The 21,958-nt window shown below is 42.0% G+C and carries 19 protein-coding genes; 11 read left to right on the top strand and 8 right to left on the bottom strand.

Annotated features, from left to right (window positions below):
- Positions 1-376 precede the first annotated feature (376 nt).
- On the top strand, positions 377-1,738 hold the full coding sequence (locus B2575_RS11970) for a Na+/H+ antiporter family protein (protein ID WP_201599941.1): 1,362 nt from the start codon (positions 377-379) through the stop codon (positions 1,736-1,738).
- Between the two features lie 515 nt (positions 1,739-2,253).
- Here B2575_RS11970 and B2575_RS11965 read toward each other — a convergent pair.
- Positions 2,254-2,505 carry a hypothetical protein gene (locus tag B2575_RS11965; protein WP_201560363.1) on the bottom strand — a complete coding sequence of 84 codons (252 nt, stop codon included), beginning with the start codon at positions 2,503-2,505 and terminating at the stop codon, positions 2,254-2,256.
- Positions 2,505-3,155 (bottom strand): 5-formyltetrahydrofolate cyclo-ligase, encoded by a 651-nt coding sequence (locus B2575_RS11960; protein WP_296242268.1) that lies wholly within the window; start codon positions 3,153-3,155, stop codon positions 2,505-2,507. Before B2575_RS11960 ends, B2575_RS11965 begins: the two co-directional genes overlap by 1 nt.
- Positions 3,156-3,350: 195 nt before the next feature.
- Between B2575_RS11960 and fumC the strand changes: the two genes are divergently transcribed.
- On the top strand, positions 3,351-4,754 hold the full coding sequence (fumC, locus tag B2575_RS11955) for a class II fumarate hydratase (RefSeq protein WP_296242267.1): 1,404 nt from the start codon (positions 3,351-3,353) through the stop codon (positions 4,752-4,754).
- A gap of 209 nt (positions 4,755-4,963) precedes the next feature.
- Here the strand turns inward: fumC and B2575_RS11950 are convergent, their stop codons facing one another.
- The 5 genes from B2575_RS11950 to B2575_RS11930 all read right to left on the bottom strand — a co-directional run bounded on the left by B2575_RS11950 (position 4,964) and on the right by B2575_RS11930 (position 9,469).
- Positions 4,964-5,449, bottom strand: coding sequence for a hypothetical protein (locus B2575_RS11950; RefSeq protein WP_296242266.1), 486 nt, complete (start codon positions 5,447-5,449; stop codon positions 4,964-4,966).
- Positions 5,450-5,736: 287 nt separating this feature from the next.
- Positions 5,737-6,549 carry a MipA/OmpV family protein gene (locus B2575_RS11945; protein WP_060491661.1) on the bottom strand — a complete coding sequence of 271 codons (813 nt, stop codon included), beginning with the start codon at positions 6,547-6,549 and terminating at the stop codon, positions 5,737-5,739.
- Positions 6,550-6,779: 230 nt separating this feature from the next.
- Positions 6,780-7,754: a rhomboid family intramembrane serine protease gene (locus tag B2575_RS11940; protein WP_296242265.1), complete on the bottom strand. Its 975-nt coding sequence runs from the start codon at positions 7,752-7,754 to the stop codon at positions 6,780-6,782.
- A 169-nt stretch (positions 7,755-7,923) separates the two neighbouring features.
- Positions 7,924-9,111: an alpha-hydroxy acid oxidase gene (locus tag B2575_RS11935; RefSeq protein WP_296242263.1), complete on the bottom strand. Its 1,188-nt coding sequence runs from the start codon at positions 9,109-9,111 to the stop codon at positions 7,924-7,926.
- 22 nt (positions 9,112-9,133) lie between these two features.
- Positions 9,134-9,469 carry a glutaredoxin family protein gene (locus tag B2575_RS11930; protein WP_296242262.1) on the bottom strand — a complete coding sequence of 112 codons (336 nt, stop codon included), beginning with the start codon at positions 9,467-9,469 and terminating at the stop codon, positions 9,134-9,136.
- Between the two features lie 227 nt (positions 9,470-9,696).
- Here B2575_RS11930 and mtgA point away from each other — a divergent pair, with 227 nt between their 5' ends.
- From mtgA to B2575_RS11900, 6 genes are all read left to right on the top strand, one after another.
- Positions 9,697-10,383 carry a monofunctional biosynthetic peptidoglycan transglycosylase gene (mtgA, locus tag B2575_RS11925; protein WP_045453173.1) on the top strand — a complete coding sequence of 229 codons (687 nt, stop codon included), beginning with the start codon at positions 9,697-9,699 and terminating at the stop codon, positions 10,381-10,383.
- A gap of 224 nt (positions 10,384-10,607) precedes the next feature.
- Entirely contained in the window at positions 10,608-12,815 is a 2,208-nt protein-coding gene (gene ppk1, locus B2575_RS11920) for a polyphosphate kinase 1 (RefSeq protein ID WP_296242260.1), read from the top strand.
- 355 nt (positions 12,816-13,170) lie between these two features.
- The gene (locus tag B2575_RS11915; RefSeq protein WP_238049442.1) at positions 13,171-13,341 is read left to right on the top strand and encodes a hypothetical protein; all 171 of its coding nucleotides are present in this window, start codon (positions 13,171-13,173) and stop codon (positions 13,339-13,341) included.
- A 75-nt stretch (positions 13,342-13,416) separates the two neighbouring features.
- Positions 13,417-13,668 carry a hypothetical protein gene (locus B2575_RS11910; protein ID WP_045453166.1) on the top strand — a complete coding sequence of 84 codons (252 nt, stop codon included), beginning with the start codon at positions 13,417-13,419 and terminating at the stop codon, positions 13,666-13,668.
- A 124-nt stretch (positions 13,669-13,792) separates the two neighbouring features.
- On the top strand, positions 13,793-14,179 hold the full coding sequence (locus tag B2575_RS11905; protein WP_296242258.1) for a hypothetical protein: 387 nt from the start codon (positions 13,793-13,795) through the stop codon (positions 14,177-14,179).
- A gap of 77 nt (positions 14,180-14,256) precedes the next feature.
- Positions 14,257-14,460, top strand: a complete 204-nt coding sequence (locus B2575_RS11900) for a hypothetical protein (protein WP_201540196.1) — start codon at positions 14,257-14,259, stop codon at positions 14,458-14,460.
- A gap of 155 nt (positions 14,461-14,615) precedes the next feature.
- On the opposite strand, the gene B2575_RS11895 is transcribed toward B2575_RS11900, so the two are convergent.
- Positions 14,616-15,311 carry a tRNA-(ms[2]io[6]A)-hydroxylase gene (locus tag B2575_RS11895; protein WP_414707439.1) on the bottom strand — a complete coding sequence of 232 codons (696 nt, stop codon included), beginning with the start codon at positions 15,309-15,311 and terminating at the stop codon, positions 14,616-14,618.
- 682 nt (positions 15,312-15,993) lie between these two features.
- Between B2575_RS11895 and B2575_RS11890 the strand changes: the two genes are divergently transcribed.
- From B2575_RS11890 to B2575_RS11880, 3 genes are all read left to right on the top strand, one after another.
- Complete coding sequence (locus B2575_RS11890) at positions 15,994-18,192, top strand: malate synthase G (protein ID WP_296242254.1); 2,199 nt, start codon at positions 15,994-15,996, stop codon at positions 18,190-18,192.
- Positions 18,193-18,924: 732 nt separating this feature from the next.
- Entirely contained in the window at positions 18,925-20,007 is a 1,083-nt protein-coding gene (locus tag B2575_RS11885; protein WP_060491653.1) for a porin, read from the top strand.
- A 195-nt stretch (positions 20,008-20,202) separates the two neighbouring features.
- Complete coding sequence (locus B2575_RS11880; protein WP_045444494.1) at positions 20,203-21,837, top strand: CTP synthase; 1,635 nt, start codon at positions 20,203-20,205, stop codon at positions 21,835-21,837.
- Positions 21,838-21,958: the final 121 nt, after the last annotated feature.

Here is a 21,958-nt window from a genome sequence, read left to right as displayed (position 1 = left end):
CAGACTTGTAAAGTCAAGTTCGTGGTTCATGTTTAGATAAATGGTGCTCACCGATAAAATTGCAAGGCTTGTAGGCAAAGTCACACGCTTATCTGCGCAAAATAGTTGTATCTATCTAAAGACTGCGAGTCATATTGTTATTCATAATTTTAAATATTAGCTGAAATTCAATGTATACAGAGCATGGGTAATAAGTGCATAGCTAACACCTATTGGGTTCTGTGCGTAGGATTTGTGTGCAAAATAAGGTAAACTGACGCGCGTCTTAAACGGTGGTTTTAGCGTCAAGCGGTTTAGAGACGAGGGTGATATCCATCATCCATGAGATATTAATAGGTCTTAATCAGACTATAGCAGACAGAATAAGAGGCAATATATGACCATCAATGCGGTACTGCTGGCAGTCATCATCATGCTAGGGCTGTCTTTGGCGCGTGTACACGTGGTACTCAGCTTATTAATCGGTGCGCTGGCAGGCGGACTCATCGCTGGTTTGGGTATGACCGATACTTTGAATGCCTTTCAAGAAGGTATCCGAAATGGCGCACAAATTGCGCTGTCATATGCGCTGCTTGGGGCTTTTGCAGTGGCGATTGCGCATTCAGGATTGCCACAGTCACTGGCAGGGGCGGTGATCAAACGCATTGATGCGGGCGGCACCAGTGGCATGATTAAATACATGCTGTTTGCAGGTTTAATCACCATGAGCTGCTTTAGCCAAAACTTAATCCCTATTCATATTGCCTTTATTCCATTGTTAGTACCGCCATTATTGCTCGCCTTCAATCGCATGCACATCGATAGACGTTTAATTGCTTGTTTGCTGACTTTTGGTCTTGTGACCACTTACATGTTTATTCCGTATGGCTTTGGCGATATTTATCTCAATCAAATCATGCTGAAAAACGTCGGCGAAGCAGGCATTGATATCAGTAACATCTCAGTCACCAAAGCCATGGCAATTCCCGCTTTGGGTATGTTTGTAGGCTTACTCGTCGCCGTATTTATCAGCTACCGTAAACCGCGCCAGTATCAGCAGCTAGCAATTGATAAAGCTGCGCATGATGAAGTGTTAGAGGGTGACGCGTTAAGCAAAACCGCAGCTGGTGCGCAAACACAAAGCAAGATGAAAACGTTGGTGGCGCTAGCCGCAATTGTGACGGCATTTGTGGTGCAGATGTATACTGACTCACTTTTGCTTGGCTCAATGTTTGGCTTTGGCGTCTTTATGGCGACGGGCGTCGTTAAATGGAGTGAAGCCGATACAGTCTTTAATGACGGTATCAAATTGATGGCGATGATTGGCTTTATTATGATTACCGCACAAGGCTTTGCGGAAGTTATGAAAGCGACTGAGCAGATTCAGCCATTAGTTGATGGTGCCGCGTCATTATTCGCAGGTAATAAAGCGATAGCTGCATTTATTATGCTGTTAATTGGTTTAATTGTGACCATGGGTATTGGTTCGTCATTCTCGACCATTCCTATTTTGGCTGCGATTTATGTACCGCTATGTATCTCGTTAGGGTTTTCGCCATTGGCAACCGTGGCGATTATTGGTACGGCTGGCGCGTTGGGCGATGCAGGTTCTCCAGCATCAGATTCGACTCTTGGACCTACTTCTGGTCTAAACATCGACGGTCAGCATGACCATATCAAGGACAGTGTGGTGCCGACATTCTTGCATTACAACATTCCATTATTGATATTTGGTTGGATTGCGGCGATGGTGTTGTAGGCTATCAAAGTTAAGTAGAGATTGGTGTAGGCTGGGTTTTTAACCCAGCTTTAAAATATCAATTACCTTGTTATTAAACTGATTCTCTACGAAAAAATCGCCTTAAAACAAATAAATAGACCTGCCAAAAGCAAAGAAATAAAAATAGTAAAGAGGACAAAAACGTCCAAAAAATCATCCCACTTAATGACGGCGGTGCATGCATCGCCATCATACCGAAACCAAATAAAAATAAAATGCTAGTCCCGAGCATAGTGAAAAACTTCCAGCGACTATCCATATATACATCCATAGTCACCAGTAAGCTTAAATGAAACAGCATTGCCATTATTAATATAACGACTAATTCTATAGGATAGGGATGCGGAAGAGGAATATTCTGAACGTGAAGTAAATAGGGATCTGTGCTAAAACCTAAAGTGATAATAAGACCGACGAAAATGATCCACAAGATAGCAAAAACTACCCTTAGTGGTTTTGAGCGAAAGTAGCTCATTGTTGTCTTTGCAAATCCTCTATGGGTCTTTATTGTCATTTTCAAAATCTTTTATCCCATCATTCAAACCACGCAAAAACGCATCACTTTGTGCGAGCAACTCATTCAAGCGTTCTTCATTGACTAGCCGTGTCATCTCATCAGAGCTAAAAGGTTGCTCTTGACTGTAGTAACGCAACTCTCTAGCATCCTCGCTACCTAACGCTTGCAAATATTCATCCACATTATCAGCGCTGGATTCTTTTTTATCAGATTGTTTATCGTCTTTCATCAAAACCACCTTATGCCGCTTGGTGTAATTAAACCATCTAGTGGCACATCCCACGGTTGCCGCCGTAATTGTTCGACTACTTGGAAGTCATAACACCAGCCAATTTTTAACGGCTTTTTCGCCCCTGACCGATAGCCTTTGCCTAACGTCGTGTCATAAAAGCCGCCACCCATGCCCATACGATTGCCGTTGAGGTCTACTGCCACGAGCGGACAGATAATCACATCCAATTCTCGCGCCCAAAGTAATCGGCGATGATGGTTTTGCTTCATGCCTAAGCTATGAATGCGAGTCGGTATGTTTAACAGCTTTGATTGATAAATAGGCACAAAGCGCAGACGTTTATCATCATTACCATTTCTAGTACGACCGAGCGAACCAACCACAGGCAGATAAGGTAAATAGCCTAAGCGTTGACACCAGTCTAATATTGGCTGAGTAGGTAGCTCACCAAAGCCATCGTAATATAAGCCAATACGCGCACGCGGAGGTAAGCGCTGTTGCAACTTGATTAAATGCAAGCTTGCAGACTGAGCATATTGTCTGCGTGTGCCATCACTTAATTGGCGGCGCTGGCGGGTAAATAGCCGTCTGGGCGGATTACTCACTGTAGATATCTGAGACTCAGAATTTTTTAACTCAGGATGCATAGATAGACTATCCAATAATGTATTAAATTGATGATGGCTGTTGCTTTTAGAGAGCTGCAATGGCTATTTGTGAATATTCAACACGGTCTAGTCATGCTATCATAACGCCACTTTACCGCGTATTTTCCTTTATGTGCAGCGTGTGTTGCACTTTTTTCGAAGCAGCTATACAACAAACCATCAAAGAGGGTAGTTATGTCGACACAGAATCAGGCAACTCGTATCGAAAAAGATACCATGGGCAACGTGGAAGTCCCAGCTGACGCTTATTGGGGTGCGCAAACCCAGCGTAGCCGTGAAAACTTCAAAATCGGTGGCGAGCCTTTGCCGCGTCCAATGATTGAAGCAATGGCACTGGTCAAAAAAGCCGCTGCAATTACTAATGCGAGCCTTGAGCGTATTGAAGGCGATAAGCGCGACCTAATCGTACAAGCCGCTGACGAAATCATCAATGGTGGCCTAACCGATCAGTTCCCATTGGTTGTATGGCAGACGGGTTCTGGTACGCAGTCAAACATGAACATGAACGAAGTGTTGGCCAACCGTGCCAACGAAATCGCTGGTTCTGAGCGCGGTAGCTACACGCCCATTCACCCAAATGACCATGTAAACCATGCACAGTCTACCAACGACAGTTTCCCAACGGCGATTCGTGTTGCCGCTGCGCGTGAAATCAACGGTTTATTGATTCCAGCCGTGAAAGCACTACGTGATACCTTGGCTGCTAAAGCGAAAGAATTTGATAGCATTGTTAAAATTGGTCGTACGCATTTACAAGACGCGACGCCTTTGACTTTAGGTCAAGAATTTAGCGGCTATGTAAGTCAACTTGACCATTCATTGACTCGTATCGATAACGCGCTACAAGGTCTATATGAATTGCCACTAGGCGGTACTGCGGTTGGTACGGGTCTAAACGCGCATCCTGATTATGCCGTAACCGCTGCTGAGCAATTAGCGACATTGACTGGCTTGCCATTCGTCACCTCACCAAATAAGTTTGAAGCACTAGCGGCTCGTGATGCCGAAGTATTTGCTTCAGGCGCACTAAAAACCCTAGCAGGCAGCTTAAACAAAATCGCTAACGACGTCCGTTGGTTAGCCTCAGGTCCTCGTTGTGGTCTAGGTGAATTGACGATTCCTGAAAATGAGCCAGGCTCATCTATTATGCCGGGTAAAGTAAACCCAACCCAGTCAGAAGCAATGACCATGGTTGTCGCTCAAGTGATGGGTAACGATGTCACTATCAGCATGGCAGGCGCATCAGGTAACTTTGAGCTTAACGTTTACAAGCCAGTGATTGCCTTTAACTTGTTGCAATCTATCAAGCTACTTGGCGATGCATGCAACAGCTTTAACGAAAACTGTGCCGTTGGTATCGAGCCAGTCAAAGACAAAATCGATGACTTTTTGCATAACTCGTTGATGCTAGTGACTGCGCTTAACCGTCATGTTGGTTATGAGAATGCTGCGAAAATCGCTAAAACTGCGTATAAAGAAAACAAAACGTTGAAGCAAGTTGCGGTTGAGCTAGAGCTGTTAACTGAAGCGCAGTTTGATGAGTGGGTTATCCCTGCTGATATGGTAAACCCTAAGTAAGCTATTTAATAGTTTCTTAGAATAGTAAAAAGACCTTGTCGTGTTGCAAGGTCTTTTTTTGTTGACGTTTTTGAAGTATTGAATTAGCAATAAAAAGATGTAGAAATAGCGTGACCTTCTAATTGTAAAAGCTGAGTCGTTAGGTTGCTTTAGGCCTTCAATTTCTACTAGATATTAAAAAATCCATTCATACTAAGGCGATTTTAAACTTAACCTGCAACAACAATGATTAGGTTGATCAATAGAAGTAGTATATAAAAAGTGATGAGTAGCCAAGATTCTTTATAAACACGTAACATTATTCTACGTGCTGAATTTGGCATGGGAGTAAAAGTCTTATATATAGGTTTGCCTTGATCGTCATATTCAGGGGGAGGTTTATATCCTTGTACTTTCAAGTTTTTTTCAGCTAGCTCTCTGATAGTAGGATTAGACAATAATTTTTCATAAGTATGAAGATCAAGCTCGACATTTTGAACTTTAAGCTTTACAGTTATGATATTCAAACATGTAGCAATACTTGGGTCTAGCCTTTTCAACTTTTTACGATAACGTCTCGGACTCATACGAAATGATTTGTAGTAAATCATTTCTGCTTTTTCAATTATCTTAACCTGCTCAAGCATCAAACGTTGGCTGTAATCTAGTTTTTGTCTTAACATAATATTTGATTTAAACCTAAGTAACATGCTCATAATAAACTGTAAATATAGTTCTAGAAATATCTATCAAAACAATCAAAATTAATTTTTTATTTATAGTAGATAATACAAATAAATACGATCCACATAAAGACTAAAATTATAAGAAAATCTATATCAATTACAGAAATTATATCAAGACTATGAAGTAATTTTTGTTGTAAAAGTAAGGCTAGTTTTGAACAGCTTAAAATAATTGACTATGTTGAAATAGCTTGTTAAAAAAAGACCTTATCACATCACGCGGTAAGGTCTTTTTTATATCAAAACTCTAAGCTTGATTAGAACTTATACAGCAAACCAAGCGTCGAAGTTGACTCAGTACGCGAGTCAACCATTGGGCTATCATATTGCTCATTTGGCAGATAGCTTAAGCTTTGATTGGCAAACAATGCCCAACGTTCATTGAAATCATAGTTGGCACTAATATTAACGTAAGGATTCAAGCTCGAATTGGACTTATAAGCGGCGACGCCAGTTTCCGCTGACTCTTTTTCACTGACACCATAATAGTATTCATTATAGTCAGCATCGTTGTATTCAAAGCCAATGCTTGGATAGACCGTTAGCTTGTCTTTTGTAATTCTAGCAAGATAGGTCAAGCGGGCAGTATTGCCACCACTACGGTCTAAAACATCAGTCGCGATTTGAGCACGGAAACCACCGACGGGCGTGCGGCGCAAATAAGTTAGACCAGCAGCGACTGATGCTTCACGCTCATCAAGACCTTGTAATGCACCTCTAGCATCATCAGGATCGAAATCGTTGCCAGCGAGCTGAGCATAAGCCGACAGCTGATTTTTACCATCATTAATGATATAAGCACCCGCTTGAGCGCCGCGCACATAGAATCTATTGTTGTCATAAAAGGCGCCTGGCAACACACGCACATCGAGGCTGTCTTCCATATCGTAGGCTGAGTTGACGGCTATGACGTTGACGCCCACGCTTAATACAGCGTCTTGGTCAGTAGGTAAATTGTCCTTAAAAAGTGCAGCATTGGACATACTGGCGACACTAAATAACGCGGTAGCCGTTAATGCGCTAAGCATGACGCGCGTAGAAATATGAGGTAGCGCTACAGGTTTAAACATAATAGAGTCTCGTGAATGGATGAAATAATTGGAGGCAATCGTGTATAGTCAAGAAATTTTAGAATCGCTACAAGGCGACCGACCGCAGATAGTAAACTGAGTACATCTAGGGCGGGTAACACCGTAGCGGTTTAAAAGCGCTCTGACTTATAGCAAGAAGCGAGCAAGGAAAACCTAACCAGTAAGCTGTTATCATGAACTATTTAGCAATGATAAATAACTATGAAGGTTTACTCAATGGTTTTTAATACTTGTAGTATTTGATCATGAATATCTTGCCACCACCAAATAAAGCCAATGCTAATCAGTAGCATAATTAACCATGGTAGTAATTGCCAAATAAGGATAGATTTGGTCGGTGTTTCTTGTTCACTAAGGTGGCTGTGATTAGCATGAGTATTTAAGTGTGAGTTTACAGCAGAGTCGGGGTGGAAACTGCTTTTATTGTCAAAACCGACAGTATTAAAGTGCTCATTATTAGCAAGAGAATCACTATCGCTGCTTACTGGAAAATTGATATAAGTCGTTCGATAACGGTCGTCATAAGTAGCTGGGTTAGGCGTATTCTGTAACGCTATTGTCATACGCTGACGGTAGGCGATTGCGAATGCCAGTGCAATCACTAAGCCAGTCACCGCGCCGCCGATATGCCCCGCATTGTCGATACCCGGTACGGCAAAACCATAAACTAGGTTGATGCCCATGATAAATATCAAGCTCTTAAGATTGAGCACCATACCATTGACCGATATTTTAAACAGTGCGGCTATTAATAGTGCTGCGCCGATACCCATGATGCCACCTGACGCCCCAGCCGATAGACCCGGTTGACCAGTTCCTTCTACAATACTGTGCCACGTGACATAGTTATTCAGTAAGTTGCCCCCGATCGCCGCCAGTAAAAACAATGCCAAAAACTTGGCTGAGCCAAACATCGGCTCGGCAATCTGCCCAAAGAAATACATGGCAAATCCATTAAACAATAAATGCATCAAGCCGATGTGTAAAAAGGCACTGCTGACCAAGCGCCACGGCTCATCGCCCATGGTAAATGGCAATGCATTGGCACCCCATTTCAAGAGCGCCTCAGTCGATGGATTATTGGCGTCGACGCCTGTCAGTACTTGCATGATGAATAACCCAATAAAGCTGGCTAGTAACAGCGTGGTGACAGGGGCTGTTTTTAATAATTGTTGAATGGTCATAAAGGTGAGATATCATTAGAATGTTATAAATAGAGTATAAAGGGTATGGTCAAATAATGTCATACATCTGCATGACATTATGATTTGATGAGTAGTACTTTTAAAAAATTAGTACTCTTAATAGTGGATCGTTTTAACGACCGTTTTAATGACAAATTTAACGACAAATTTAACGATTAGCAACTTTGAGGTTCTCATAAGTGCCTTTTACCAATATATCAGTGGTGACATTATTGATATCAGTGTGACCACAGAATGCCATCGATAGATCGCATTCTTTATGGATGATTTCCAGCGCACGTCGCACGCCATCTTCGCCATAAGCGCCCAGACCGTAAAGAAAAGCGCGACCAATCATCGTGCCTTTTGCACCCAATGCGCGCGCTTTTAGTACATCCTGACCCGAGCGAATACCGCTGTCTAACCACACCTCGATATCGCTATTTTCAGCATGCACCGCTTGTACGATATCGGATAGGGCAGATATGGAAGAGAGGGCGCCATCTAATTGACGACCACCGTGGTTTGAGACGACCAGTGCATCGGCACCGCTACGAGCAGCCATAATGGCATCTTCAGGTTCCATGATACCTTTAATAATTAATTTGCCGCCCCACATATCTTTGATGCGCGCCACATCATCCCAGCTCAAGCGCGGATCAAATTGCTCTTCCGTCCAAGCGGTGAGAGAAGATAAGTCGTCCACTCCTTTTGCATGACCGACGATATTGCCAAAGCTATGACGTTTGGTGCCCAGCATATTCATACACCACTGAGGCTTGGTCATCAAGTTGACGATATTGGCAAGTGTGGGTCTAGGCGGTGCAGACAAGCCATTTTTGATGTCCTTATGGCGCTGTCCCAGCACTTGTAAATCCGCGGTAAGAATCAACGCCGAACAATTGGCATCTTTCGCCCGCTGAATCAAATTGGCTACATAGTCATGATCGCGCATCACATATAGCTGAAACCAAAAGGGCTTGCTGGTATGGGTGGCGATATCTTCGATAGAGCAGATACTCATGGTCGATAGCGAAAACGGCACGCCGAATTTTTCTGCTGCCCGAGCGGCATGAATCTCGCCATCCGCCCACATCATACCGGTAAAGCCAGTGGGCGCGATGGCGACGGGCATTTTTACTTCTTCACCAATCATCTGGGTTGCTAGACTGCGATTGTCCATATCTACCAATACCCGCTGCCGTAATTTGATACGGTCAAAGTCGGTTTCATTGCTACGATAAGTCGTCTCAGTCCATGAGCCTGAATCGACATAATCATAAAACATACGCGGTACTTTACGTTCGGCAACGCGGCGCAGGTCTTCAATTTCAGTAATTTTGCTCAAATTTTTCATTATGTTCTCACTACATCGTTTTTTATTGTTGGTTTGCTATGTATGATTGCATGAAAAGTTGCTGTAAATCCATGACTGAAAATGGATAGTTTAATCGTGTTGATGGTGTCAAAATCACCGGAATAGTGGTGGCAAATTCCATCATCAATGGTTCATCGAAATGAGCGATATCGACCTGTTGATAGGCAATCGGCTGTACGGCTTGAAATTGAACCAGCACTTGCTTCGCGATGTCGCACAAATGACAGCCAGACGTTCCAAGTAACCACCATTTATCATTATTTTCAGCATGACCAAGATTGGGGTTTGCAGCAACCATACGTTCCCGTAAGGCTTTTATATTATTATCATCGTACATATTTATTCTCTTGTCTTAATACTTGTCACAAAGTTTCGGTTTTTAGGACTTCATTTGCCAGCATAAATACCGCCTGATCTTGTTTACGTAGACTCTATGGCATGATAAAGAAGTGGGGTAAATAATGACAGCGATTGTGAGATTAGGTAAGATGACCTGCTGTTTTTAATTACTGGCTCTTCAGCTCATCTTATCTTATTACCTTTTCAATCACTTGGATATCGCGCATGGCAAGTTTTGGCAAATTTTTCAAACGATTATTGATGGCAATCATGCTATTGGTCGTCGCATTTCATGTATTAGTCGCTGGGCTACTATTAATTTGGAAAACGCAGCCGATTAATAACAGCATGTTTATGCTGACTCATCGTTTGACGGGTGGTACTGTCACCCAAACTTGGGCGGAATACGATGCCATCGCAAAATCTGCCAAACAAGCCGCGATAGTGAGTGAGGATTCGACATTTAGTCAGCACAATGGTTTTGATTTCAAAGGCATTGAGGCGGCACGTAAGAAAAATGAAGAGACGGGTAAGATGTCCGCTGGTGGCTCGACGATTACCCAGCAGCTAGCAAAAAACTTATTTTTGACCTCGCATCGCTCGTATGTTCGTAAAATTGAGGAAGCGATTATCACTGTCATGATTGAGACATTATGGGACAAGCAGCGTATCTTGACTGCTTATCTCAATGTGGCAGAGTTTGGCAATGGCATTTATGGTATCGAAGCAGCAGCTCAGCATTACTTTGATAAATCTGCAGCCAAGCTGAACCGTGATGAATCAGCCTTACTTATCGCTATGTTGACCAATCCAAAATACTACGAAGACAATCAGGGTGATAGACGTTTGCGCAATAAACAACGTATTATCAAAAAGCGCATGAGCAATGCGGTGTTACCACAATCGGCTTAATGGATTGTACCCATGACCATTTAATAAATAGTGCTGTGTTTTTGCATGATAGTTTTAAGTGACGGTTTCAAGTGATAGTTTTAAGCGATAGTTTTGAATGGCAGTTTCGAGTAATAATGAATGAAGAAAGAACCCTGATAAATTTCTTAGTGGAAAAGCGATTATAAAAGACAATTGGTATTAAAGATGATGGCGTATCGATAACGCAAAGGAGTAGTGACGTGATGGATGTGAATAATAAGCAGGACACTGATAGCAATAATACAGTGATAGCAGTTGATAATAAAAGCCATACAGAGAGTCGCAATGACAATTTAACTGAGGTTGCGTGGCAGCGTTCAGAAGACGGCAGCTATTCACCCAGCAGTTATATCAATCGCGACTTGTCTTTATTACAGTTTCATTTACGTGTCTTAGCGCAGGCGGCAAGTCCTCGTCATCCGCTACTTGAGCGCTTGTTTTTCTTGATTATTTTCTCATCGAATATTGATGAGTTTTTTGAGATTCGTGTCGCAGGCATTATGCAAAAGCTCAATATTGGTGATGTCTCGACCAGTGTTCATGGCATGCGTCCCAGTGAAGTGCTGAATGAGATATCTACCGTAATGCACGACGCCATCGCTGAGCAATATCGTATTCTCAATGAAGATATCTTACCTGCACTGGCGCTTGAGGATATCCGTTATCTAAAACGCGATGAGCTAAATGCTGAGCAGTCGGCATGGATGAAGCGCTACTTCACTGAGCAAGTATCGCCAGTGTTGACACCGATTAGCATCGATCCGGCGCATCCGTTTCCGCGTTTGGTCAATAAGAGCTTAAACTTCATTGCCACTTTAGAAGGTAAAGATGCCTTTGGTCGTGATATCAATCTAGCGATTGTGCCCGCACCGCGCAGTTTGCCGCGCGTGATTCGCCTGCCTGATGAGCTGACAGGTGGCAAAGAACACCACGTCATGCTCTCAGCTATTATTCATGAGCATATCGGTGAGCTGTTCCCTGGTATGAGTGTGACGGGCTGCCATCAGTTTAGACTGACGCGCAATGCCGATTTAGATTTGGCTGATGATGTTGAGGATATTGCTAAAGCTCTGGAGGGCGAGCTAGAAAACCGCCGCTTCGGTGATAAAGTGCGGCTAGAAGTCACCACCGATTGTCCAACGCCTATCAGCGATTATTTGCTCAATGAGTTTGAGCTGCATGACAATCAACTGTACCGCGTCAATGGTCCTGTCAACTTAACGCGCTTATTGTTTGATTTCAATATTCCAGCGCTGCGCTATCAGCCCTTTACCCATGTGGTGCCAAAAGAGTTCCGCCGTGAGATGGATAAGCTGGACAAAGCAACCAGTATGTTTGCCGCCATGCGTAAAAGCGATGTGCTGGTGCATCATCCTTTTCATGCGTTTTCACCGATTATCAATCTGCTTTGGCAAGCGGCGAGCGATCCAAAAGTGTTAGCGATTAAGCAGACACTGTACCGCTCAGGCACCAATTCAGAAATCGTTAAAGCATTGGCTGCTGCTGCTCGTAATGGTAAAGAAGTCACTGCCGTCATCGAGCTGCGTGCGCGTTTCGATGAAGCCTCTAATATCGCTGTCGCCAATTATTTGCAAGAAGCGGGTGCGGTCGTCGTGTACGGGATTGTCGGCTATAAAACCCACGCCAAGCTGATGCTTATTGTGCGCCGTGAGGATGATCGAATCCGCCGCTATGTGCATTTAGGGACGGGCAACTATCATGCCGCCAATGCCAAAGTTTATACCGATTATGGTTTATTTAGCGCAGATCCTGATATCTCAGAGGATGTACATAATATATTTCAAGAGCTGACGGGAATGGGTAAGCCTGCCAATCTCAAAAAGCTGCTGCATGCGCCTTTTACCTTGCATGATAAGTTGATAAGTTTTATCGATGATGAAATTGCTCATGCAAAAGCCGGCAAGCGCGCTCATATTATCGTTAAGGTTAATGCTTTAACCGAACGTCGATTGATTAGCAAGTTATACGATGCCTCGCAAGCAGGCGTCAAAATCGAGCTCATCTTACGCTCCATGTGTTGTTTGCGTCCGCAAGTAAAAGGTCTGTCAGAAAACATTACTGTACGCTCTGTTATTGGGCGTTTTTTAGAGCATACGCGTGTTTATTATTTCTATAATAATGGCGACGAACGCTTATATTGTGGTAGTGCAGACTGGATGGATCGTAATTTATTCCATCGCGTCGAAGTGGCGTTTCCAATCGAAGACAAAAAACTGTTTCAACAAGTATATCAAGACGGTTTACTTAACTATCTGAAAGACAATACCCAAGCGTGGATACTTAGCGGTGATGGTGTTTGGCAGCAGCTGCAATCAGCCGCAGGTGAAACGCCGCATACCGCTCAAGAGTATTTATTAAAAGTGATTAATGGCGTTGACGCATCAAGCTAGCTTAATATTTCAACGACATCTTCAAAGTGGTAAACACGTCTTTACAATCAATAAATATCAAGCAAAAAACCAAGTATAGAGTACTTTCTATGCTTGGTTTTTTTTTGGATAAACGATTTGTCTAAGTTACAAACTGTCTTGTAACCTCACATTTATTCACATATTGATACGGCAGCACACTAGTGCAGTACGTTATCTCATCCTTATAATCAAGATCAGCCCTCACGCTATTATTAAACGGGTTTGATGGTTTAATAAATAATTAGCACTCTAGTAATTCACGCAAAATTGCTCGTATTACGAAAAAGAGTAGGGACTGCCTAAATCAACGAATTATAAAAATAGGAAACACGTTATGAGCAATATCGATAATGACACATCAGATATCAAAAAAGCTGCTGAGCAAGCAGACAGTCAGCAAATTGCGCAAAACCTTCAAGATAATAAAGCGGTCGATGCACCTGAAGCATTAAATAAAGACGAGCAAACCTCTTTTATTGAAGATGATTTGCGTACGGATAAATGATAAATAAGCTGTGACATAAATATTTGTATTAACTTATTTTATCTATGAATGACATATTGATGCGAGGGAACTGCAATGCCAAATAATACTCATCCAAACCATGAAGAAGCGGTACCAGTTAGTGATCCAGCCGCTTTACACCTAGACAATGTACAAGACAGTTATGAAGGTCGTAAGCACGAACCTAATATCGATGGTCCACAACAAGAGTCGCAAGAAACCGACGAGATATATGTTGACCCTCGTAAAGAAGAGAATTTACCCGCTGGTGGCAAGAACGTCGCAGATTTGAATGCCTATGACCTAAGCCAAGAAGGCAATGAATAGTATGAATTGCTGGCTAGGTTGAGTTGGGTATTAAATCAGGCTCACCATTTGCTAAACCGCCATAAAAAATCTAAGCACATTAAGCAATTGCTAAAACACGAATAACAATAATAAGGATATAGCCATGCAAACCAATGATCCAGCACTTACCAAGACACGCATCAGTGAAAATGATGACTCAATCAATAGTCATGATTCTGCTAATAGCCTACCTAGTAGTCCTACTTCTAATGAGCATAGTGATAGTGGTATTGAAAAGAACATCACTGAAAATAAAGGAACGGATACTTTTAAAGAAGGCGTCGTCCACTCAGAGCATGTTAATGATAATGACAACCCCGCACGTCAGCCTGATCGCCGAGACCAAGAAGGTAATGCCTTTGATGATGGCGTGAATGAGCATACGATGGTTAGCGAGACATCCAAAAGCGAAAGTATTAACAACATGAATCGTTATGCAAATATCGATAATGCCCAAACACGAGTGTTAAATCCTGATGAAAAAGATTAATAGCCTTTTATAAAATATTGATTAAATACAGATTTTTTATCTTTATAGAATGACTATGATGATAATAAGGAGTAATGATGAATACGCCAGATGACAAGGCTGTCAACCAAGAAGACCATCAGTTAAGAGATGCGAACGATAACCATGGCATCGTACCTGATGATGCGCTACAAAAAGTCAATCCAGCAGCGGCAGAAAGAGCAACCGATGATCACGATCCTCATCATGTTGCGAAGGATAGCAAACAGTACGACAGCTCATTGATGAAAGATGATAAATAACCATTCATTTTGCTATAAAAAAGTTCAAATAAAAGGCTAATAAGTGAAGTAGCAGACCAGAGCATGAAGCTTGGTTAATTACTTCACTTTTTTGCTGTATAACTTTCACTGTATAAGAGGGTATTTAATCTAAAGTGATACCTAATCTTATGTATTTAAGCAGGCGTACCGCTATGAAAGCGTAGCTCATGATCTGGGCTAGAAATCAGTTCTGCTTCTACTTCTTTAAAAAATGCGACGCGCTCATCAATACTGTCCTCAGACAGTGATTGAGCCAAGGCTAAATAATCCTCAAAGTGACGACTCTCTGACTTAAGTAAGTAGCGGTAATACTTTGCCAAACGTTCGTCGTCGATGACCTCAGCAAGGGCGGCAAAACGCTCACAAGAGCGTGCTTCGATAAATGCGCCAATTATCAATACATCAACCATCGCTGCTGGCTCATAAGTACGTTTGTGTTTTAACATGCCTTTGGCATAACGTCCAGCACTCAGATATTTCCACGCCTGACCACGGTCATTCATAATACCTAAGACCTGCTCATAATGAAGCATTTCTTCACGTATCAATTGCGCCAATTTACGCTGCAAATCATAAGAAAACTCATAGCGGAATATGAGATTCATGGCAGTGCCAGCGGCCTTTTTTTCGCAATTGGCATGATCTTGAATGATCAGCGGTACATTTGCAATCGCCGCATCAACCCAAGCTTGCGTTGTGCGCGCACCCAAAAAATTATAAACAGCAGATAGGTCAACCTTGATCGGGGTGCGTAGCTTTGTGATATCGACATCGTCCTCTTCTATCTCGTCTTTTACTATACGAGGTTCTTCTATAATACTGTCGTTCATAACTTTGTCGTTACTGTTCTTGGTTCTTATATCTTCTTTATTCATAGTTTTTGCCATAATCGAACGTTTAAAAAATCTTTTTTTAATATTAAATAGATAACGGTTAAGCATAAATCCGTGGGGTAGTGATTACTGACAGTTTGTCTATGCTATATCAGGTACTAATCAATGAGTACTAATAAAACCTCTTAGCGCCTGTGTCATATAGGTTATCATTATAATACAACCCCAGTATTTATCTAGTGAATGATGTTTTCTTGTTTATTTCTTTATTTGATAGTAGGATGATATTTCGCTTAAGCGCTATTTTGTCTTACTATTGATGTGTCGCTATATTGTGTTGTCGCAGTGATGATGCTTGCCAATGTTATGCAGTTGAAACCGTTTACAGTGGGCACAAGGCAACCGAGCTCAAATCGTACACTGAGTACATTAAGCAAGGTTGATACCATCATCCGTTATAAATGCTTTGACCATGCTAATGGCTAAAGCGGCAAAAATATAGGTTAATAGCATAGCATAAATAGTTAATTCGCTAGTCACCACAAGCTTGTATGATATATCAGTAGGTTTGCTTAGTATTTCATCTAAATTTGGAATAGATGTTTAAGACCGACAATGTGTAATCATTGCGGTAGCAACTTCGTATTCACACCCCTCACGAACAGATAAGGATAACAACATGAGCCAGTCTTCTAACGCCAATCGTATTCAAAAAGGCATTCTTGCCATCGACCAGCAATTGTATGACTTTATTGAAAACGAAGTGCTGCCGAAAGTCGGTGTTGATTCAGACAGTTATTGGTCAGGTTTTGAAAAAGTCATTAAAGAGTTTACGCCGCGCAATAAAGCATTGCTTGCAACTCGTGACAAGATTCAAGCGCAGATTGACCAGTGGCACCTGCAACATCCTGCCAAAGACGGCAATATTGATTATCCTGCTTACAAAGCATTCTTACAAGAGATTGGCTATCTGTTGCCAGAAGGCGATGATTTTAAAGTTAGCACAGAAAATGTCGATGACGAGATTGCTCATATTGCAGGTCCGCAGTTGGTCGTACCAGTACGTAATGCGCGCTACGCATTGAACGCAACCAACGCTCGTTGGGGCAGCTTGTATGATGCTTTATATGGTACTGACGTTATCAGTGACGAAAATGGTCAAGAAGCAAAAGGTGGTTACAATCCAACACGCGGTGCTGCTGTCGTTGCTTATGCCAAACAATTCCTAGATGAAAACTTTGCATTGGCGTCAGGTTCATATAACGATGCGACCGGCTTTAAAGTGGTCGATGGTAAGCTTGAAATTGTCCAAGGTGATAGCAGTACTGAGCTAAAAGATGCCGAAAAATTCGTTGGTTTCGTCGGTGATGCAGAAAGCCCAACGGGTATTTTATTAAAAAACAACGGTTTGCATGCAGAGATTCAAATAGATGCCAATCATCCAGTCGGTAAAGACGACCCTGCACATATCAAAGATGTGCTGCTAGAGTCAGCTATTACGGCAATTCAAGACTGTGAAGACTCAATCGCTGCCGTCGATGCAGAAGAAAAAGTGGAAGTGTATCGCAATTGGCTTGGTCTCATGAATGGTGATTTGCAAGAAACCTTTGAAAAAGGTGGCAAAACCCGCACACGTCAGCAAAATCCAGATCGTGAATACACTACCCCAGATGGTGGTAAGCTTATCCTGCCAGGTCGTTCGTTATTGCTGATTCGTAACGTCGGTCACCTCATGCAAAACCCTGCAATATTGGTCGACTTGGGTGATGGTCAAGAACAAATATTTGAAGGCTTAATGGATGGCTTGATTACACCACTATTAACGCTCAATGACCTTAAAGGTAAAAATGCGCTATCGAATTCACGTAAAGGTTCAATGTATATCGTTAAACCAAAAATGCATGGTCCTGAAGAAGTCAAAATGGCCAACGATTTATTCAATGCAGTAGAAGACTTATTAGGATTAGAGCGTAATACCATCAAAATCGGTATCATGGATGAAGAGCGCCGTATGACGGTCAACTTGAAAGAAGCCATCCGCCAAGCGAAAGAGCGTGTCATTTTCATCAACACAGGTTTCTTAGATCGTACTGGTGATGAGATGCATACCAGCATGAATGCAGGTCCATTTGTACCTAAGGGTGAGATGAAGTCACAAGCATGGCAGCCAGCTTATGAGCAGTGGAACGTTGATATCGGTTTAGAGACTGGTTTACAAGGTGTTGCTCAGATTGGTAAAGGCATGTGGGCGAAGCCTGACGAGATGAAAGAGATGATGGACACCAAAGCTGCACATCCTAAGTCTGGAGCCAGTACCGCATGGGTACCGTCACCAACAGGGGCAACCTTGCACAGCATGCACTATCATCAAGTGAGTGTTGCTGATGTTCAAGACAGCCTAAAATCACGTGAGCGTGCCAGCTTAGACGACATTTTGACCATTCCATTAGCAAAAAATACTAATTGGACAGATGAAGAGAAACAGCAAGAGCTAGACAATAATGCTCAGGGCATCTTAGGATATGTTGTGCGTTGGGTAAACCAAGGCGTTGGTTGTTCTAAAGTACCGGATATCAATGATGTGGGTCTAATGGAAGACCGTGCGACTTTACGTATCTCAAGTCAACATATTGCCAACTGGTTGCATCACGATGTCGTGAGCGAGCAGCAAGTGATGGATACGATGAAGCGTATGGCAAAAGTAGTTGATGAGCAAAATGCAGGCGATAGTGACTATCAGACGATGGCAGATAGCTTTGACCACTCTTATGCATTCAAAGCGGCCTGTGACTTAGTGTTTAAAGGTCGCGAGCAGCCGAGTGGCTATACTGAGCCATTATTACATCAGGCACGCCTTGATCTAAAAGCAGGCTGCTAATATTGCGCAGGTTAATATTAGAATATGGCATGCTTGATATTACATTATGAGACTTATATGACTGACTAGGCTTCTTCTTGGTTTTTATACTTAATAAGAAGTCTGTGATAGCCATTGACTAAGGTTATAGTCTGGAAACAAGAGCAGTGAAAATACCTTTTTTACTGTTCTTGTAGCAATTTTTCGATCTCAATTGTGACTGTCAGTATGTCATAAACCACATTTATTATTTTTTATTAGCCGTACTTGTTAATGAACAAGTACGGCTTTATTTTTGTTAATCAAAGAGTATTCATTACGATAGTTTCAAGTTCTTGGTAATTATATTAATCAATAATATCTTTATCTATTTGAGCAGATAGGGATTTTTTTACAATGAACCACATTCTATAGTAGATATGGTGTTCAACAAATACTGGGTTTAAAAATCTAAAAAAAATGTTGCAAATTATGTCAAAGTTGTTATGCTTGTATTCGAAGTATGAGTTTGGTAACGGATGTTACGCAACGGAGCGATAAAGACCTAAGATTACATGGCATTTACTTTTTAATCCCAGTTATGTAAGTCATTGTTTTTTTCATCTTACTGTAATAGAACTTCGCCACACTTGTTTCTGACTAATCTCGGTAGCCAGTTACACATTATATCTTTGAGGATTTGTGACGATACCATTATGAGCACCAGCTAATAATAGCTAGCTTATTACTAAAATTGTAAAGTGGAGATACCCCATGAAAAAACTACTTTTAGCTACAGCAGTTGCTGCCTTATCTGTATCTGCAGCCAATGCAGCACCAACTGTTTATGGTAAAGCATTCTTAGCTGCCGACTACGTTAATGCTGAATATAATTCAGTTGGTAATGTAAATGACTTTGATGAAGATACAATAGAAATCAACTCTCATTCTTCACGTTTAGGTTTCAAAGGCTCTGAAGCCATGACTGCTAATACTGATGTTATTTATCAATTAGAGTATGGCACAAGCATCGATGGTGATAATGATACTTTCTCTAACCGTGATACATACCTAGGTATTAATAACAAGCAATTCGGTGAGTTCCGTGTTGGTAAAAACCAATCTAGCCTAGACAAAATTAACAACGTTGTTGTTAACGAAGGCTATTGGGATAACATGGGTACGAATGAAATGGAAGACGACGTTGTTGAAGCGTTGAATATGGCTGATAGTGGTCGTATTAATAGCTCAGTGATCTGGGCTGCACCAAAATACAATAACCTACCATTAGAATTGTATGCTATGTATAGCTCTGATGATGATAATTTCAACAATGATGCGGGCTTCGGTGTTGCAATGATGTTTGACCAAGGTACAGGCTTCACTGCTGGTGTGGCTTATGATAAAGACCAAAACATCAATGGTGATATCATCCGTGGTACGGCCACTGTAGACTTAGGAAAATACATCGCAGCCCCTATAACACTCGGTGCTTTGTATCAGGTTGCAGATTATGACTTTACTGGTTCTGAAAAAGAAAAAGGTCTAGTTGTGAGTGCTCAAATGGCGCTAGCTAACTTTGCACGTCCAGCTTCTATTTACACTCAGTACAACAAGACTGACAATCTAGCTGGTATTGATAACGCTGAATCAGATCAGATCGTTGTTGGCGGTAAGTACTTCTTTAAAGACAATATCATCATGCATGCCTATGCTGGTATGAACAATGCTGATAACGTTAATACTATGTATAACACTGGTGTTAAAGATCCTATTACTAATAAAGACATACTTGCCAAGGTAAAAGGCGATGCTGAAGTATTCGTAGTTGGTACTGGTCTAGAATACAAATTCTAATCTAAGCATTAGAATCTGATTATAAAAACTCATCCTTCGGGGTGAGTTTTTTTTGTTATATCCTTTTTGAGTGGGTAGTGCGTTATAATAGCTAAGTACTAAAACTTGAATGTTTCAAAGAGTTTATGCTTTTGCCCTATATTTTTTGACGTATTTTTAGTAAAATCCTTCTTTACCAATTACCGACAGAGTACTATGACCAAGTTTATATTTGTGACCGGTGGGGTAGTGTCCTCACTAGGAAAAGGTATCACCGCAGCCTCTCTTGCAGCGGTCTTAGAAGCCCGTGGCGTGACCGTCACGATGACCAAGATGGATCCGTACATCAACGTCGATCCAGGTACGATGAGCCCATTCCAGCATGGCGAAGTATTCGTCACCGAAGATGGTGCAGAGACTGATTTAGATTTGGGTTACTATGAGCGCTTCTTACGCCATTCAAAAATGAGTAAGAGCAATAACTTTACTAGTGGTCGTATCTATCAAAACGTCTTGAATAAAGAGCGCCGTGGTGAATATCTTGGTGGTACAGTACAAGTTATTCCACATATCACTGATGAAATTAAGAGTAAAATCTTAGCCAGTGGTGAAGGTTATGATATCGCTATTATTGAGATTGGCGGTACGGTTGGTGACATCGAATCGTTACCATTTATGGAAGCCGTCCGCCAAATGCAAGTAGAGCTTGGTCGCAATAGAGCCATGCTGATGCATTTGACGCTAGTTCCTTACATTGCTAGTGCAGGCGAAACCAAAACCAAACCAACGCAGCATTCAGTAAAAGAGCTACGTTCTATCGGTTTGCAGCCTGACATATTGATTTGCCGCTCTGATCACCACATCTCGCAAGACAACCGTCGCAAAATAGCGTTGTTCACCAATGTGGAAGAGCGTGCAGTCATTATGTGTGAAGATGCGCAAAGTATTTATCAAATACCACGCACGCTTCATGAGCAGGATCTTGATGATTTGATCTGTGAGCGTTTTGGTTTAGATGTACCAGAAGCAGATTTGAGTGATTGGGACAAAGTGGTTGAAGCGCAGCTTAATCCTGAAATGAGCCTTACGGTAGCGATGGTTGGTAAATACGTCGAGTTACCTGATGCTTATAAGTCGATCAACGAAGCACTGCTGCATGCTGGTATCACTCATAAAGCCGATGTCAAAATTGACTATGTTGATGCTGAGCGTCTAGAAGACGATGATAGCTTATTGGCGCAGCTACACAATGCTGATGCCATCCTAGTACCGGGTGGTTTTGGTGAGCGTGGTACCAATGGTAAGATAAAAGCCATCACTTATGCTCGTGAAAACAACGTGCCATATTTAGGTATTTGCCTTGGTATGCAGCTAGCAGTGATTGAGTACGCGCGTAATGTACTCAAAATCGATGCCAACTCTTCTGAGTTTGATCGCAAAACGGCAGAGCCTATCATTGGTCTCATCACTGAGTGGTTAGATGAGCGCGGCGAATTACAGATTCGTAGCGATGACTCTGACCTTGGTGGCACTATGCGTCTAGGCGCGCAGCAAGCCGAACTGGTTGCTGGCAGCAAGCTTAGCCAAATTTATGGCGCTAAAAATATCACTGAACGTCATCGCCATCGTTATGAGATGAACAATCGCTATATCGAGCCATTAGAGCAAGCAGGCATGACCATATCTGGTTATTCTGCCAAGCAGCATCTAGTAGAATCAGTCGAGATTGCTGATCATCCTTGGTTTGTCGCCGTACAGTTCCATCCTGAATTTACTAGCTCGCCACGCGGTGGTCATCCACTGTTCAACAGCTTTGTAAAAGCAGCTAAGAACTATAACGAAAGCAAATAATCGTTAATGCATAAAAACTTACATGTATAAAAAAGACTGATCTTCGGATTGGTCTTTTTTTTGCGTTTAATTTTATGACTGTGGCTATGAATGAGATTGTTTTTAAGCAATAAAAATGACA

Origin of the sequence: Psychrobacter sp. UBA6739 (assembly GCF_002453835.1) — a bacterium.
Lineage (GTDB): Bacteria > Pseudomonadota > Gammaproteobacteria > Pseudomonadales > Moraxellaceae > Psychrobacter > Psychrobacter immobilis_A.
This window is presented reverse-complemented; position numbering and strand designations above follow the sequence as displayed.

Bases quoted from the DNA above. Each gene is read 5' to 3' on its own strand.
- B2575_RS11970 (WP_201599941.1), top strand. From the start codon at position 377: ATGACCATCAATGCGGTACTGCTGGCAGTCATCATCATGCTAGGGCTG.
- B2575_RS11965 (WP_201560363.1), bottom strand. From the start codon at position 2,505: ATGAAAGACGATAAACAATCTGATAAAAAAGAATCCAGCGCTGATAAT.
- B2575_RS11960 (WP_296242268.1), bottom strand. From the start codon at position 3,155: ATGCATCCTGAGTTAAAAAATTCTGAGTCTCAGATATCTACAGTGAGT.
- fumC (WP_296242267.1), top strand. From the start codon at position 3,351: ATGTCGACACAGAATCAGGCAACTCGTATCGAAAAAGATACCATGGGC.
- B2575_RS11950 (WP_296242266.1), bottom strand. From the start codon at position 5,449: ATGAGCATGTTACTTAGGTTTAAATCAAATATTATGTTAAGACAAAAA.
- B2575_RS11945 (WP_060491661.1), bottom strand. From the start codon at position 6,549: ATGTTTAAACCTGTAGCGCTACCTCATATTTCTACGCGCGTCATGCTT.
- B2575_RS11940 (WP_296242265.1), bottom strand. From the start codon at position 7,754: ATGACCATTCAACAATTATTAAAAACAGCCCCTGTCACCACGCTGTTA.
- B2575_RS11935 (WP_296242263.1), bottom strand. From the start codon at position 9,111: ATGAAAAATTTGAGCAAAATTACTGAAATTGAAGACCTGCGCCGCGTT.
- B2575_RS11930 (WP_296242262.1), bottom strand. From the start codon at position 9,469: ATGTACGATGATAATAATATAAAAGCCTTACGGGAACGTATGGTTGCT.
- mtgA (WP_045453173.1), top strand. From the start codon at position 9,697: ATGGCAAGTTTTGGCAAATTTTTCAAACGATTATTGATGGCAATCATG.
- ppk1 (WP_296242260.1), top strand. From the start codon at position 10,608: ATGGATGTGAATAATAAGCAGGACACTGATAGCAATAATACAGTGATA.
- B2575_RS11915 (WP_238049442.1), top strand. From the start codon at position 13,171: ATGAGCAATATCGATAATGACACATCAGATATCAAAAAAGCTGCTGAG.
- B2575_RS11910 (WP_045453166.1), top strand. From the start codon at position 13,417: ATGCCAAATAATACTCATCCAAACCATGAAGAAGCGGTACCAGTTAGT.
- B2575_RS11905 (WP_296242258.1), top strand. From the start codon at position 13,793: ATGCAAACCAATGATCCAGCACTTACCAAGACACGCATCAGTGAAAAT.
- B2575_RS11900 (WP_201540196.1), top strand. From the start codon at position 14,257: ATGAATACGCCAGATGACAAGGCTGTCAACCAAGAAGACCATCAGTTA.
- B2575_RS11895 (WP_414707439.1), bottom strand. From the start codon at position 15,311: ATGAACGACAGTATTATAGAAGAACCTCGTATAGTAAAAGACGAGATA.
- B2575_RS11890 (WP_296242254.1), top strand. From the start codon at position 15,994: ATGAGCCAGTCTTCTAACGCCAATCGTATTCAAAAAGGCATTCTTGCC.
- B2575_RS11885 (WP_060491653.1), top strand. From the start codon at position 18,925: ATGAAAAAACTACTTTTAGCTACAGCAGTTGCTGCCTTATCTGTATCT.
- B2575_RS11880 (WP_045444494.1), top strand. From the start codon at position 20,203: ATGACCAAGTTTATATTTGTGACCGGTGGGGTAGTGTCCTCACTAGGA.